Here is a 15718-nt window from a genome sequence, read left to right on the forward strand (position 1 = left end):
GCAGCACCGCGATCCGGTGCTGCACAAGCGAAATGTCCTACCGATCGAGCAGTCGCCGGAAATGGTCCGGCAGCAACAGTTCCCGCGCCTCCGCCCGCGTCAGCCACGCGAAGTCGTCGTGCTCCTCGGGGTTGAGCGTGACCTCGCGGGCGCCCTCTTCTTCCACCGTGTAAACGAAAGCGTGGATGCGCAAGGTCCGCCCCGCCACATCCGGCCACGCGTCGCGCGCGAGCTCGCCGGTGACGCGGACCGTCAGCCCGGTCTCCTCCGCCGCTTCGCGCGTCGCTGTGTCTTCGAGGCGCTCGCCTGGTTCTGCCGTGCCGCCGGGCAATTCCCACCGGCCCGCGAGGAAGACGCCGGGCCCGCGGCGGAGGAACAGCACCCGGTCGCCGCGGGCGATCCAGCAGTAGGCCAGGTGCTTGTGCGCGCTCTCCGTCATGCGCGCGATTCTCGCTCAGTTGGTCTTCGACGTCGGCAGGTGGGCGCCGAGGTACCCGATGTAGACGATGCCCGTGCCGTCGGTGTCGTCGAGGAAGTGCAGGCGGGGTGCCGGGGATTTGAAGCGCTCCAAGGCGATGTGGGCGCCGAAGTAGTCGCGGCCGGCGGGGTTCGTCCGGGGATCGACGCGGAACGTGCGGGCCTGGCGGAGCCGCTCGTTCGTCGTCACCGTGTCCGACTCGGCCAGGGCGATGATGTTCGCGCTGATCAGCGAACCCGGCTGGCCGGTGCGGGCGAACGCGAGCACGTCCGACAGTTCGGGGCCCGGATCCTGGCCTGCGCCGAGCAGGGACGTCCGGGCGCCCGCGTAGGCGTCGAGGGTGCGGAGGGCGTCCCACGCCTTACGGCGCCAGGCGGCGGCTTTGGGGTGGTGGTCGAGGATCGCCGCCGGCGCCGGTTCGGCCGTGATGGCGAGGTGCTTGAGCGAAGCGCTCGCGGCGCCGATCAGCTCGGCGAAGCTGGGAAAGTCCTCCGGCGGGCGTTCGGCGGCGGCGACCTCGTCGTCGGCGTCGTGGTGGCGCGCGAGCCGGCCGGCCAGCAGGCCGTTGACGCGTCTGAGTTCGTCGCGCTCGGTCTCCGTCTCCTCGAACGCCCGCGCGTAGTCGTCCACCTCCGCCTGCAGCTGCGCGAGCTGGTCGCGCAGGCAGGCGACGTCGGTGGCGCAGGCGTCCTCGAGGCGGCGGCGGAGCGTCTTCACCTCGCAGGCGTGCCGGTCCCGTTCTTCGGCGTGGGCCTTGGCTTTCTTCCGCAGGATCGTGATCACGCCCCGCGCCTCGGCCAGCTCCCGCTCGGCGCGGCCGAGCTTCTCGACCAGTTCGGCGTCGGGCTCGCGGTCCGGCGAGGCGAACGGATCGGCCTCGTACCAAGCCCGCACGCTCGGCACGTCCGCCCACTCCTCGGGCAGGGGCGTCCGGCCGCGGGTCTGGATGAGCCGGGTGATCGCACCCTCCAGCGCCTCGCCGGACACCGGGCTCTCGCTGAAGACGAAGTCCGGCAGCTGGTCGCACGGCGGCACGTAGAGCCGAGCGCCCTGCGGCAGCGCGCACCCGAGCGGCAGGTGCCGGTTGAGGGTGTGGCGGAACCGATCGTCGACGTCGAAGACGTTGACCAGCCCGGGCCACCCTTCCACCGGAACCGTCGGCGGCTCGGTGAGCACCAGCACGGCCGAAGAGCGCCAGGGTGCCGCCAGCGCCTCACCGAGCAGGTCGGCGAGGTGGTCGCATTCCTTACGCGACCACCCGCGCATCGCCAGCACCGGCGTCTCGATCGGGATTTCGTCACTGCCGCTGGCGCCCAGCTCCTCCAACCCGATCCGCCAGGCGGGAGCGTCATGGCAGCTCCGCCAAGGCCGCGTGCACGCCGCGCTCAGCAACCAGGTAACCCGATCCTCGCCGGCGCGGTAGCAGAGCGAAAGCAATACCTGAACGGAGTAGCGGCCTTCGCCGCCCTCGTACGCGAACTGGAGATCGCACCGCCGCGAACCACCGTCATCGGACGACCCGAGATCGATCACCGTGTAGTCGTCCTGCTGCCGCTGGCGGCTGATCAGCCTGCTGCGCAAGGCGTCCAGGGGGCGTTTCCCCTCGGTGGGGACCAGTCCGTGGTGCCAGATCCGGTGCACCCCCACAGGACTCAACTCCGTTCGCCGGAAACAGGACCTCCGCCGAACATAGCGGATCCTGTGACCGACCGAACGCGGGGCGTCACCCCACCCCCACCGGCGCCACGCAGCACGCTCCAGAATCGCCAGCGCCGACCCGCGTGCCTCGCTCCAGCGCCGCCGACCCCGGCCCGCCCCGCTGACGGCCCGCGCCCCACCCCGCCGGCGCCGCTCGTCCGCACCGCCAGCATCCACCCACCCACCGGCAGCCCGCGCCGCGCCCAGCGCCGCCGACCCGGCCCGCCCGCTGAAGGCCTGCGCCGGGCTCCGCGCCCTCAGCGCCCGGCCCGCGCGTTGGTGGTCCGCGCTGGGCACGGGATGCCCTCCGCGCCTATCCGCCCGCTGGCGGCACGTGCCGCGCTCCCGTGCGGCCAGCGTCCGCCCGGTCTTTGCGGCCCACGCCGCACTCCCGTACCGCCAGCGTCCGGCCGCTCTCTGGCGACCCGCGTGGTGCTTCCATGCGGCCATTTGCCGCTCTACCCCGCTGAGGACAGACGCGGTGCTTCGGGCTCGGCCGGTGCCCGCCCTCGCGGTCCCTCCGTGCCGCCAGCGTCGGCTCTCCCCGCTGATGACCCGCGCCGTGATTCCGCGTCACCGGCGCCCGCTCCGCTGATCACGCTCGCGGTGCTTTCCGTACCGACGGCGCCTACCCCGTCCCGCTGACCACCCGTGCGGCCTGTCCATGCCGTCCGCGGTCGCCTCGCCCCGCTGAGGATTGCGTCTTGCCGTGCCGATGACGCCTGCCCACCTGCTGATGACCCGCCTGATGCCGTTGGGCACCCCCGGGGTCCGTGCCGGCAGCACTCGTCCGCTGCGTTGCGCGCGAGATCGACTGCCGCCGCGCGCTGCGGCCTGCCCACCCGCGAAGGTCCGTCCGGATCGCGTGACACGTCAGGAACCGCGCCAGAACGAGGCCCTCGACCAGCGCCCGCGCCGAAACCGCCAACGTCGGCGACCGCTACAGCGTGAACCCGTCGTGGGCCGAGAACCCCGCCCGGTCCGGCCTCACCCCTCGCGCTTCCACAGGCAGAACGGGTGCCCGGCCGGGTCGAAGCACACTCGGACATCCTCCTGCGGCTGGAACTCCGCGACCACCGCGCCCGCCGCGGTCGCCGCCGCCGTTGCCTGCTCGAGGTCGTCGACCTCGATGTCCAGGTGCAGTTGCATCTGCTGGGCACCTTCGGCCGGCGGCCACACCGGCGGGATGTGCTCGTTCTCCAGCTGGAACGACAGGCCCGCGCTGCCGTCGTCCGGGCGGAGGGTCACCCACTCCGGCTCGTCCGTGCGGATCGGCCAGCCGAGGAGCTTCGAGTAGAACTCGGCGAGCGCGCGGGGTTCCGGCGTGCCGAGCACGGTGGAAGTCAGCTTCATGATCGGACTGGTACCCGCGCGGCCGCGTCTCTACCGCGTTCCGAAACACCGAGCGGCCGGAATACCTCGGCTTCTCGTGGGTTGGTTCCTGGCGCAGACGTCGAGATCACCGAGGGAGCCGCCATGTCGTCCGAGCACGTCCAGGGGACCGTCGCCGATGGGTTCGAGTCCGTCCGGGAGGAGTTCGCCGCCGTTGCGGCCGATCAAGGCGGTGACTACGCCGCGCAGCTCGTTGCGCACGTCGGCGGCGAACGGGTTGTCGACCTGTGGACCGGGCCCGCCATCACCGGTGACTCGCTGACCGGCGTCTTCTCCTCCACGAAGGGGGCCGCGCACCTGGTGGTCGCGCTGCTCGTGCAGGACGGCGTGCTCGACCTCGACCAGCGGGTCGCCCACTACTGGCCGGAGTTCGGCGCCGCCGGCAAGGACGGGATCACCCTGCGGGACCTGCTCGCGCACCGCGCCGGCGTCGTGGGCGCCGATGAGGGGTTCAGCGCCGAGGAGATCGCCGACGACCGCATCATCGCCGAGCGGCTCGCCCCGCAGCGGCCGTACTGGCGGCCCGGCACCGCGTTCGGCTACCACGCTCTCGTGATCGGCGCCCTGACCGGCGAGGTCGTCCGGCGCGTCACCGGCCGCAGCATCCAAGAACACTTCGAAGAGCGCGTCCGGAAGCCGTTCGGCCTGGACTTCTACCTGGGGCTGCCCGAGGACCTGGAGCCGCGCTTCCTGACCACGCAGCCGATGCTGCCGACGCCGGAGCAGCTGGCCGAGCTGGAGGCGAACGCGACCGGGCCGGACAGCATCACGGGCATCGCCTTCAACCGCAACCACCCGAAGGCGCCCGAACTCTGGGAGCTGCCGAACCTCAAGCTGGTCCGGCAGCTGAGCCCGGCCTCGGTGGGCGGCGTTGCGTCGGCCCGTGGCCTGGCCGGCATGTACGCGGCGGTCATCAGCGGCGCGGAGCCGCTCCTGCGGCCGGAGACCGCGGCCGAGTTCGCGCAGATCCATTCGATCGGGGACGACCTCGCGACGCGCAACCACAACGCGTTCGGCCTCGGCTTCGCGATCGTCTCGGACGACTACCCGGTGCTGGGCCAGGGCGCCTTCGGCCACAGCGGCGCGGCCGGCTCCCAAGCCTTCGCCGACCCCCGCAGCGGCCTCGCGTACGGCTACAACCGCCGCCGGTTCGCCTTCCCGGGTGGCGCGGCCCCGGAAAACGCTCGCCTGGTTCGCGCGGTCCACGCGGCAGCGACGGCCTAGCCGTCCACACGCGACAGTCCCGCCGGATCGTCCGGTCGTCACGGTCCGCATCCGGAGCAACACCGCTCGCCCACTGGTCGGAATGCACGTCTGTAGTGGACGTCGTTACAGACTTCACCCTTTAGGACGTTCCGGACGGGACATCGACGCTGCTCACGCGCTTCGGACTGACTTTCCGTAGCGAAAACTCTCCCGATCATTGCTCCGATGTGAAACTATTGGTCCGTTCGCGAGGAGAGGGCCTCGCGACAGGGGGACTCACCGTCACGGCAGCGTCCCCATGAAGATCCCCAGGGGAGAGGAGATCGACCATGTCGACGCCCACGGATGTCAAGCCGGAGGAAACGCCGGAGCCGGTCGAGAAGGCCGGCCCGGTGGTCCCGCACCCCGAGCCCGACCAGTTCGGCTGGGTGCACATCGGTCACGACCACCTGAAGGAAGAGCCGGTCGTGACGCCGAACTGCGCACCTCCGTGCTACCAGAAGGTCAACTGAGCTTCACCAAGCTGTGACCGCCCGCCTGCCGATCTTTGACCGGTAGGCGGGCTCCGTTCTGCTTTCGCCTGTGCTGTCATAGGAGAGTGCCTGTGACAAAGCTGGACCCGTCCGAGACCATCGACAGGGTCCGCAAACTCCAGCAGACCGCTTCGGACGTCTCCTGCCTCGGGCGTTTCCACGAAGGTGTCCGCCTCCTCCGCAAGGGGATGGGCCTGCTGGACGCGATGTATCCGGTCGAACCCGAGCACCACACCGACTGGATGATCACGCGGATCCGGCTCTCCAGCACGCTCGTGGCACTCACGTCGGAGATCACCGGAGACTTCAAGGCCGGTCTGGCCGGGCTGAACGACGTCCGCCTGCTGATCAACGGGGTGGTCGACCCCGTCGTGCGCGCCGAGCTGAGTGCGGCGCTGGAGCACAACTACGGGGCCCGGCTGATGAGCGTCGGCCGGAACGAGGAGAGCCTCGCGTACTTCGCCGCGTCGATGGAGCACCGGCGCTACTGGCTCGACCACACCCCCGAACCCGAGCCCCGGATGGTCGGCCTGGTCCAGACCCTGGCCGCCACCGGGTGGGTCCACACGAAGCTGGGCAACGTCGCCCAGGCCCGCGAAGACCTCAACCGCGCGATCGAGCTCGCGGAGAAGTTCGAGCTGCGCGCCGACGCGGCGGACGGGCGCCGGTTCCTCGGCACCCTGGCCCTGCGGACCGGTGACGTGCCGGAGGCGCTGCGGCTGTACGAGGTCAGCGAGCGGTCGTACCGGGCGCTCGATCTCGACGTGCCGTCCCAGCTCCGGCTGGAACAGGCCGAGGCGCTGCTGGCCGCCGGCTTGGCCGGTGAGGCGGGCGAACACCTCGACGACCTGATGGCGACGATGCAGTCGCAGCCGAGCGTCACCCGCGAGCTGGCCTACATCGAGCTGCACCGCGCGGAGGCCGCGCTGATGGCGGACGAGCTCGACCTCGCCCGGCAGATGGCCGGGTCGGCCCGGCGCCGGATGCTCAAGGTGGGCTGCCAGACCTGCGTCGGGAACGCGAAGATCATCGGCTTGCAGGCGGACGTCCGGGAAGCACTGCGGTCCGGGGAGATCCCGGCGGCGCTGCCCCACCGGGCGATCCGGACCGCCGAGACGCTGCCGGTTCCGCGCCTGACCGAGCAGGCCGCCACCGCGCGGATGCTCGCCGTCCGGCTGGACATCCGGCGGGGGAACCTCAAGCGGGCCGTCGAGACCCTTCAGAAGGTCCCTCGGCCGGGCCAGCTGACCCCCATCGACTACCGGATGCTCCGGCGGCTGTGCCGGGCCGAGCTCGCCGTTGCCCAAGGGGACCGGGCGAAGGCGCTCACCGAGATCCGGTCCGGGCTGACCGAGCTCGATGCCGTCCGGGATCGGATGGGCGGGCTGGACCTCGTCTCCGGGACCGCTCTGCACGGGCAGGAGCTCGCCGATCTCGCCGTCAAGCTCGTGTTGGAGCGCAACGATGCGCGGCGGCTGTTCGTCTGGCTCGAACGGACGCGCGCCCAGACCTACCGCTACGAACCGCTCTCCGCCGGGACCGATCCGGAGCTCGCCGCGCGCGTGGCCGAGGTGCGGGGGCTCGGGCAGGCCATCCAGGAAGCCCAGCACGACGGGCACCCCATCGCCGGTCTGCGGGCGAAGTACAACGAACGGTTGCGGGAAGCCCAGCGGCTCGGCTGGCACACCGGGCGGTGGGGCCGGCCGCGGCCGGTGGCCGGGCTGGCCGAGGTCGTCGCGCGGCTCGGCGAGCGGGCCATGGTCAGCTTCGCCGCTTCCGGGGACGAGCTCGTCGCCGTCGTCATCGCCGGGGGCGAGTGCCGGCTCGTGCGGCTCGGGTCCGCCGAATCCGCCGCCGAATCCGCGCGCGTGCTCAACGTCGACCTCGACGCCCTGGCCCCCGACAACCTGCCCGAGCGGCTGGCCGAGGTCGTCATGACGTCGGCGCACAAGCAGGCCGACAAGCTCGACACGCAGCTCATCCAGCCCCTCGCCGACCTCATCGGCGACCGCGAACTGGTCGTCGTCCCGACCGGGCCGCTCTACGCCGTGCCGTGGGGGGTGCTGCCCGGGCTGCGGGGGCGGCCGACCGTCGTCGCGCCGTCGGCGACCGCCTGGCTCGCCGCCGAGCTGACGAAGTCCTCGCGGGCCCGCAAGATCGTGCTCGTGCGCGGGCCCGGGCTGGCCGGCGCCCGCGGTGAACTCGAGAAGCTCACCACGCACTACCGCACCGCGACGACGATGACCGGAGCCAAGGCCACCGTGAAGTCCGTGCTGCGCGCGATGGACGGCGCCAAGCTCGCGCACTTCGCCGCACACGGCGCCCACGAGCCGGAGAACGCGCTGTTCTCCCGGCTCGAACTCGCCGACGGTGCCCTCTTCGGCCACGAGATGGCCGGGCTGCGGCAGCCGCCGCGGCAGGTCGTGTTCGCCGCGTGCGAGCTCGCGATGAACCGGATCCGGCCCGGTGACGAGGCCCTCGGCTTCGCCAGCGCGCTGCTGGCCAGCGGCTCCCGGACGGTGATCGCGCCGCTGTCCCGCGTCGGCGACCTCGCCTCGGCCGCCGCGATGGACGACTACTACCGCGCACTGGCCGTCCGGGAGAGCCCGGCGCTCGCGCTGGCCGACGCCATCGCCGTCGACCCGTTCCGGCGGCCCTTCGTCTGCCTGGGTGCCGGATAACGCGTCAGGTCAGCTGGGCCGGCGGCGACCACACCAGCCGCGGGTCGGTCTGGACGAAGCTGCCGAGCAGCTGGTCGATCCGGGTCAGCACGTCGAGGTCGAGCCGGACGCCGGCGGCCTTGGCGTTCTCCGTGACCTGCTCCGGCGTGCTCGCGCCGGCGGCCGCCGCGGCGACCGTCTCGTGCTGCAACGTCCACGCCAGCGCGAGCTGGGCCATCGTCAGGCCGGCGTCGTCCGCGACGCCGCGCAGGAGCTCCACCCGCTCCAGCAGCTCCGGCAGGAGCAACGGCCGCGCGTACGACGGCCCGGCCCCGCGTGAGCCCGGCGGCGGGATCCGCCCGTTCCGGTACTTGCCGGTCAGCACGCCCTGCGCGAGCGGCACCGAAGCGAACTGCCCGACGCCGATCCGTGCGCCCACCGGCATCACCTGGGCCTCGGGCACCCGCCACAGCATCGAGTAGTGCGGCTGGTTGGCGATCAGCGGCACGTCGTACCGCTGAGCGGCTTCGTGGGCCTGGAGCAGCTGCTCGGCCGTCCATTCCGACGTGCCCACGTAGCGGATCTTCCCCTGCCGCACCAGGTCCGACAGCGCGAGGAACGTCTCGGCGACCGGCGTGCGGTAGTCGAAGCGCAGCAGCTGGTAGACGTCGACGTAGTCGGTGCGCAGCCGCCGCAGCGAGCCCTCCAGGGACGCGATCACGTGCTTGCGGCTCAACCCCGCGTCGTTGGGGCCCGGCCCTTCCGGCCAGAACACGCCGGTGCACAGCACCAGGTCTTCGCGGCGCACCCCGGCGAACGCCGCCCCGAATGCGGCTTCGGCGGCGCCGCCGTCCCAGGCCGCCGCGGTGTGGAACGTCGTGATGCCCGCGTCCAGCGCCGCCGCGACGCAGCCGGGCGCGCTGTGCGTCAGCCAGTTGCCGTAGGCGATCTCGCTGACGGCGAGCCCGCTCGCGCCGACCCTGCGGTACTCCACGTCAGCCTCCCACGGCCATCTCGTCGATCCACGCGTCGACCGCGCCGGCCTTGCGCGCGAAGGACTCCCGTACCGATTCGTGCGGCAGGATCAGGAATTCCTCCTCGCCGAGGCCGCGCACGACCGCCTCGGCGACGTCTTCGGGGTCGATCAGCGGGGCCGCCGCGGCGATGGCCAGCGCGGCCGGGTGACCGGCGGCGATGCCGGGCTCCAGCAGCGCCGTCCGGACGCCGAGCGGGCACAGCGCGCTGACCCGCACCCCGCGCGGCCGGTAGGTGATCGCCAGCCACTCGGCGAGGCCGACGGCCGCGTGCTTGGTCACCGAGTAGGGCGCGTCACCCGGGATGCCGAGCAGACCGGCGCCCGACGCCGTGATCAGCAGATACCCTTCGCCGCGGGCCAGCATCGCGGGCAGCACCACCTGCGCGGCGTGGACGTGCTGCATGACGTTGATCTCCCACGACCGCTGCCACTGCTCGTCGGCCGCGTGCACGCCGGTGCCGAACGCGGCGCCCGCGTTGGCGCAGAACACGTCGAGGTGGCCGAACTCCGCCCGGGCCGTCGCGACCAGCGCCTTCAGGTCCTGTTTGGACGTCGCGTCGGCGGCCACCCCGACGGCCCGGCCGCCCGCGACGGTGATCTCGGCCGCCACCCGGGCGGCGCCGGCGGCGTCCACGTCGGACACGACCACCCCGGCCGCGCCTTCCGCGGCGAAGCGGCGGGCCATGGCGGCCCCGATTCCGTGTGCCGCGCCGGTCAGCGCGACCACGCGTCCAGTCAGTTCCACGCGAGCTCCAGATATTTCAGCTTCGAATTGTCACGTGCGTGCGGGAAATGTATTTCCGGGTTGCGATGCGGGTGATAAAAGTGCTGCTCAGGGCCAGGATCCTGCCTTGTTCCACGGTTTTGCACGTTAGCACGAGTATTGCGTTTCCGGTGCCTCGTGCGTTATTCCTGAAGATCGCAACGCCCCGTGCACAGGAGGTCCGCCGATGGCCGAGCTCGTCCCGCCGTCGCACGCTCGTCGGCTGCGGTGCCTGGGGGTCGGCGATCCCGACGTGGTCGCCGCGGTCGCGCGCGGCGGCGGCCTCGGCGTCCTCGACGGCGCCGATCCCGCGGACCTGCGGCTGGTCGCGGCCCGGGTCCGGGTGCCGTACGCGGTGCGGACGGACGGCCCGGTGCCCGCGGGAGCGGCCTTCGCCGTCCGCACGAAAGCGCCGTGGGCCGGGGCGCTCGCCGAGGTCGCGGACGTCGTTACGGCCGCCGAAGCCGTTCGCGGCGGCGCGCTGGGACTCGTCGCCCGAGGTGGTGACCTGAGTGACTTCGTTCTGCTGCAACAGCTCCTGAACACCTTCGACGTCCCGGTGTGGGGCCGCGCGGCCGGGCCGCGGACGGCGGTGGGTGCGCTCGCCGGAGGCGCGACGGGCGTCGTCGTCGAATCCACTGTGGACGTCGGACGGATCGTCGGCGCGCAGGTGCCCGCGGCCGGGCTCGGCACACGGTTGTGCGCGACCCTGGGCAGTGCGCTACCGGTCGTGCAGGGCCCGATGACGCGGGTGAGCGACCAGCCGGGCTTCGCGGCCGCGGTCGCCGACGCGGGCGGGTTCCCGTTCGTCGCGGTGGCCACGGCGAACGGCGCGCGCACCACCGAGCTGCTCGCCCGGACCGCCGAGCGCCTCGGCGACCGGCCGTGGGGCGCGGGCATCCTCGGCTTCGTCCCCGACGACCTGCGCGTCGCCCAGCTCGCCGCGATCCGCGCGGCGCGGCCGCGGTGCGTGCTGGTCGCGGGCGGGAAACCGGGGCAGGCCAAAGCCCTGGAAGCCGAGGGGATCGCGACGTTCCTGCACGTGCCCTCGCCGGTCCTGCTCCGCCAGTACCTCGACGCCGGGATCCGCCGGTTCGTCTTCGAGGGCGCCGAGTGCGGCGGGCACGTCGGCCCGAAGGCGAGTTTCGAGCTGTGGGAGGAGCAACTGGCCGTCCTCGGCACCGCGAAGGACGTCGAGGTGCTCTTCGCGGGCGGGATCCACGACGCCCGTTCGGCCGCCATGGTCGCCGCGATGGCCGAGCCGCTCGACGCCGCCGGCGTCCTGATGGGCACCGCCTACCTGTTCACCGAAGAAGCCGTGGCGCACGGCGCGATCACCGGCCTGTTCCAGGACCGCGCGCTCGCCGCGGACACGACCGTCACGCTGGAAACCGCGCCGGGCCACCGCACGCGCTGCCTGCCCAGCCCGTACACGGCGGAATTCGCGCAGGTCAAGGCCGGTCTGGGGGACACGCCCGAAGCGTGGCAACGACTGGAGGAGCTGAACACCGGACGGCTGCGCGTCGCCAGCAAGGGCGTCCGCCGCGACGGCGAGGCCCTGGACACGGCCACCCAGCTGGCCGAGGGGATGTTCATGGCGGGCGAGGTGGCCGTCCTGCGCGACCGCCGGACGACCATCCCCGAACTGCACCGCGAGGTCACCGCCGGGAAGGCGTTCGTCCGCCCGGAAGAACCGGCGCCGGACTCCGGTGACCTCGCGATCATCGGCATGGCCTGCACGTTCCCCGGCGCGCCCGACCTGCCGGCGTTCTGGTCGGCCATCCTCCGCGGCGACGACGCCGTCACCGAGGTCCCCCGCGAGCGCTGGGACCCGGACGTCTACTTCGGACAGTCGACGTCGAAGTGGGGCGGCTTCCTGCCCCCGCTGGACGTCGACCCCCTGGAGTTCGGCATCCCGCCGTCGGCGATGGGCGGCATCGACCCGGCGCAGCTGGTGTCCCTGGAGACCGCGCGCCGCGCGCTGGCCGACGCCGGGTACGCGAACCGGGACTTCGACCGCGAGCACACGAGCGTGGTGTTCGGCGCGGAGGCCGGCGGCGACCTGGCGAACGCGGGCACCCTGCGGTCCCTGCTCGACGGCTACCTCGACGAAGTGCCACCCGAGCTGCTCGCCCAGCTGCCCGAGCCGACCGAGGACACGTTCCCGGGCACGCTCGCCAACGTCATCTCCGGCCGGATCGCGAACCGCCTCGACCTCGGCGGCGCGAACTACACGGTGGACGCGGCGTGCGGCTCGTCGCTGGCCGCGCTCGACCTCGCGGCGAAGGAACTGCGCGCGGGCACGAGCTCGCTCGTCCTTTGTGGTGCGGTCGACCTGCACAACGGCATCCACGACTACCTGATGTTCACGTCGGCGGGCGCGCTGTCCCCGACGGGCCGCTGCCGCCCGTTCGACGCGGCGGCCGACGGCATCGCGCTGGGTGAGGGCGTGGCGTGCCTGGTGCTCAAGCGCCGGTCCGACGCCGAGCGCGACGGCGACCGGATCTACGCGCTGGTCAAGGGCGTCGGCGCGGCCAGCGACGGCAAGGCGCTCGGCTTGACGGCGCCGCGGCCGGAGGGGCAGCGCCGGGCGCTGGAGCGGGCGTACCGGGACGCGGGAGTGTCCCCTGTGGACGTGGGGCTGGTCGAGGCCCACGGCACGGGAACGGTGGTGGGCGACGCCACCGAGCTGCGCACGCTGACGGCGTTCTTCGCGGAGGCGGGCGCGGAAGCGGGTTCGTGCGTGCTGGGGTCGGTGAAGAGCCAGATCGGCCACACGAAGTGCGCAGCGGGCTTGGCGGGGCTGATCAAGGCGGCGCTGGCGCTGTGGCACGAGGTGGTCCCGCCGACGTTGCAGCTGACCAGGCCGAACGACGCCTGGGACCCGGCGGCGAGCCCGTTCACGTTCACGACGGCGGCCCGGCCGTGGGCGCACCCGGCCCGGCTGGCGGGGGTGAGCGCGTTCGGCTTCGGGGGGACGAACTTCCACGCCGTTCTGGGCGCGGCACCGGTGGCTCCGGATCGCCGGCACGGGTTGCGGGACTGGGCACCGGCGGCCGAGAAGGCGTTGGCCGAGTTGGAACGCGCGGTGGCGCGGCGGCGCGACGCGGCCGGCGATCCCGGCAAGATCGCCTTTCTCTTCCCCGGCCAGGGCAGCCAGCGCACCGGCATGCTCGCCGAGCTCTTCGTCCACTTCCCCGAGCTCGCCGAACTCCTCCGCCTCGCGCCCGACGTCGCCGCGACGGCCTTCCCGCCCCGAGCCTTCACCGCCGAGGCCGCCGACGCTCGAGAAAGCGCCCTCACCGACACCCGGGTCGCGCAGCCCGCGCTCGGGCTCGTCGAAACCGCCGTCGTGAAGCTTCTCGGCCAGCTCGACGTCCATCCCGACTTCCTGGCCGGGCACAGCTACGGCGAACTCGTCGCCCTCTCCGTCGCCGGGGCCTTCGACACCGCGACCCTCCTGCGCCTCAGCCGGGCCCGTGCGCAAGCCATCGCCCAGGTCGCCCGGCCCGGGACGATGGCCGCCGTCAAGGCGAACCGCGACGCGCTCACGGCCACGCTGATCGGCCCGGACGTCGTCGTCGCCAACCACAACGCGCCCGAGCAGGCCGTCCTCTCCGGACCCGTCGCCGCGGTCGAACGGGCCATCCGGCGGCTCGAGGAGGTCGGCGTCTCCGCCCAGCGGATCCCCGTCGCCTGTGCCTTCCACAGTCCGCTGGTCGCCGGTGCGGGCGAGGTTTTCGCCCGGGCACTGAGCGAAGCGGCGATCGGGACTCCGCGGAAGCCCGTGTGGGCCAACCGGACCGCCCAGCCGTACCAAGACGACGTGCGCGGTGAACTGGCCGCGCAGATCGGTGCCCCCGTGCGGTTCCTCGACCAGATCGAGGCCATGTACGCGGCCGGGGCGCGCATCTTCGTCGAAGCCGGGCCCGGTCGGGTCCTGACGCGGCTGGTCAAGGACATCCTCGGCGACCGGCCGCACACCGTCGTCGCCTGCGGGCCCGACCTCACCGGCTTCCTGGCCGCGCTCACCGCACTGGCCGAAGCCGGGGTCGACGTCCGGACCGAACGGCTGGCCAGGCCGAAGCCCCCCGAACCGTCCCCGACCGCCTGGGCCGTGGACGGGCGGTCCGTCCGCGCGCCCGGCTCCGCCGTCCCCGCCCTGCCCCCGGCCCGACGAATCCGGAGTACCGCCATGACCCAGCCCGCGCCCGGCCGCGACCAGGCGATCGTGGACTTCCTGCGCACCACCCGCGAGCTCGTCGCCGCCCAGCGGGAGGTCATGCTCGGCTACCTCGGCAGCGCACCCGCGCCCGGGCCAGCGCCCGCCCCGGTACCGGTGCCGGTGGTGCTCGAGGAGCCGCGGATCGAAGAGCCGCAGCCGGAACCCGAAGCCCCGGCCGACGTCCTCGGCACGGTGATCGGCGTGATCAGCGAGCGCACCGGCTACCCGGCCGAGATGATCGCCGGTGACCTCGACCTCGAAGCCGACCTCTCGATCGACTCGATCAAGCGGACCGAGATCGCCGGCACGCTGCTGTCGCGCCTCGGTCTGCCCGCCGACGACCGCACCGACCAGCTCAGCCGCGACCGCACGGCGGACGCGCTGACGGCACACCTGGAAAGCTGGCTGAACCCCACACCGGCCACGGAAGCGCCCACCCGGTACCGGCTCGAGCGGGTGCCGGTGCCGCTCGACCCGGATCCCGGGCGGTTGCGCGGGAAGACCGTGGCCGCGCCGGACGACGCCGTGCGGGCCGCTTTCGCCGCGGCCGGGGCGGAGGTCGTCACCGGGGACGCGGACCTCACCGTGCTGTTCGCCCGCGACCTCACCGAGGTGTTCACCCGGCTCAAGGCGCTGCGCGGGGACGTTTTCGTGGCGGCGGAGCCGGACACGGTCCCCGGGCTGAGGGGCCTGGTCCGGTCGGCCGCGCTGGAACGCGAGGGGGTCACGCGGCTCGTCGAGGTCACGCAGGACGTGGCGAAAACGCTGGTGGACGAGGCCCTCAGCGACGGTCCCGCGGTCGTCGGGCACGACAACGCCGGCCGGTTCACCGTCGAGCCGCGGCCGGCGGACCTGCCGTCGATCGCCTACTCCGGCGCCGGCCCGGTCAGCGGCGAACTCGCCGCGCTGGGCCTGGGCCCGGACTCCGTCGTGCTGCTGATCGGCGGGGCCCGGGGGATCACCGCCCACGCGGCGGTCGCCTTCGCCGCCTCCGGGGCCCGGATCGAGCTGGCCGGGCGCACGCCGTGGCCCGGCGAACCGGACGACCTGCCCGCCGACCCGGCCGCGATGCGGGCGGTGCTCGCCGGCCGCGGGGGCTCGGTGGCCGGCATCGAACGCCGGGTGCGGACCGTGCTGGCCCAGCGCGAGATCGGGCGGACGCTCGACCAGATCCGCGCCGCCGGCGGCGACCCGGCCTACCACGCGCTCGACGTCCGTGACGCGGACGCGGTCCACCGGCTGGTCAAGGACCTGGGCGGCCGGGTCGACGGCGTCGTCTTCGCCGCCGGGGTGATCGACGACAGGCTGATGGCGGATAAGGACGAATCGTCGTTCCGGACCGTCTTCGACACCAAAGTGGACGGTGCACGCGCCCTGCTCGAAGCGTTCGAGACCGAACCCGGGTTCGTCGCCTTCTTCGGCAGCATCGCCGCCGTGCTCGGCAACCGCGGCCAGACCGACTACGCCGCCGCGAACGACGCGCTGGAAACACTCGGGACGGCTTGGCCGGGACGCGCGGTGACCGTCCACTGGGGACCGTGGGCGCCGGAGCAGGACCACGGCGGCATGGTCTCGCCGGAGCTGGCCCGCGAGTACGAACGCCGGGACGTCGCCCTGCTCGACCCGGGCGAGGCCACCGCGGCCCTGCTGCGCGAACTCGCCTACGGCACGGACCGTGCGGTGCTGTACACGGCGTCGCTGTGGTGACCCCGGTCGCGATCGTCGGC

Annotated in this window: 9 protein-coding genes; 4 read left to right on the top strand and 5 right to left on the bottom strand. The window is 73.1% G+C overall.

The genetic code is table 11. The features are described 5' to 3' along the window. Positions 1–37: 37 nt before the first annotated feature. From H5965_RS01000 to H5965_RS01010, 3 genes are all read right to left on the bottom strand, one after another. Positions 38–439, bottom strand: coding sequence for an NUDIX hydrolase (locus H5965_RS01000; RefSeq protein WP_310967197.1), 402 nt, complete (start codon positions 437–439; stop codon positions 38–40). A gap of 15 nt (positions 440–454) precedes the next feature. Beyond that, entirely contained in the window at positions 455–2125 is a 1671-nt protein-coding gene (locus H5965_RS01005) for a hypothetical protein (protein WP_310967200.1), read from the bottom strand. Positions 2126–3163: 1038 nt separating this feature from the next. After that, positions 3164–3529, bottom strand: coding sequence for a VOC family protein (locus H5965_RS01010; RefSeq protein WP_310967203.1), 366 nt, complete (start codon positions 3527–3529; stop codon positions 3164–3166). A gap of 123 nt (positions 3530–3652) precedes the next feature. Between H5965_RS01010 and H5965_RS01015 the strand changes: the two genes are divergently transcribed. The 3 genes from H5965_RS01015 to H5965_RS01025 all read left to right on the top strand — a co-directional run bounded on the left by H5965_RS01015 (position 3653) and on the right by H5965_RS01025 (position 7988). Continuing rightward, positions 3653–4792 carry a serine hydrolase domain-containing protein gene (locus H5965_RS01015; RefSeq protein ID WP_310967204.1) on the top strand — a complete coding sequence of 380 codons (1140 nt, stop codon included), beginning with the start codon at positions 3653–3655 and terminating at the stop codon, positions 4790–4792. A gap of 311 nt (positions 4793–5103) precedes the next feature. Continuing rightward, positions 5104–5286, top strand: a complete 183-nt coding sequence (locus tag H5965_RS01020; RefSeq protein WP_310967206.1) for a hypothetical protein — start codon at positions 5104–5106, stop codon at positions 5284–5286. Between the two features lie 92 nt (positions 5287–5378). After that, positions 5379–7988, top strand: coding sequence for a CHAT domain-containing tetratricopeptide repeat protein (locus tag H5965_RS01025; protein WP_310967207.1), 2610 nt, complete (start codon positions 5379–5381; stop codon positions 7986–7988). 4 nt (positions 7989–7992) lie between these two features. Here H5965_RS01025 and H5965_RS01030 read toward each other — a convergent pair whose 3' ends face one another. Both H5965_RS01030 and H5965_RS01035 read right to left on the bottom strand, forming a co-directional pair. Further along, positions 7993–8961 carry an aldo/keto reductase gene (locus H5965_RS01030; protein ID WP_310967209.1) on the bottom strand — a complete coding sequence of 323 codons (969 nt, stop codon included), beginning with the start codon at positions 8959–8961 and terminating at the stop codon, positions 7993–7995. Position 8962: 1 nt separating this feature from the next. Beyond that, positions 8963–9748 (bottom strand): SDR family oxidoreductase, encoded by a 786-nt coding sequence (locus tag H5965_RS01035; protein ID WP_310967210.1) that lies wholly within the window; start codon positions 9746–9748, stop codon positions 8963–8965. A gap of 205 nt (positions 9749–9953) precedes the next feature. Between H5965_RS01035 and H5965_RS01040 the strand changes: the two genes are divergently transcribed. Further along, a complete protein-coding gene (locus H5965_RS01040) occupies positions 9954–15698 on the top strand; it encodes an SDR family NAD(P)-dependent oxidoreductase (protein ID WP_310967211.1) in 5745 nt (1914 codons plus the stop codon). The last annotated feature ends 20 nt before the right edge of the window (positions 15699–15718 follow it).

The sequence above is a fragment of the Amycolatopsis sp. 505 genome (assembly GCF_031625235.1).
Taxonomy (GTDB): Bacteria; Actinomycetota; Actinomycetes; order Mycobacteriales; family Pseudonocardiaceae; genus Amycolatopsis.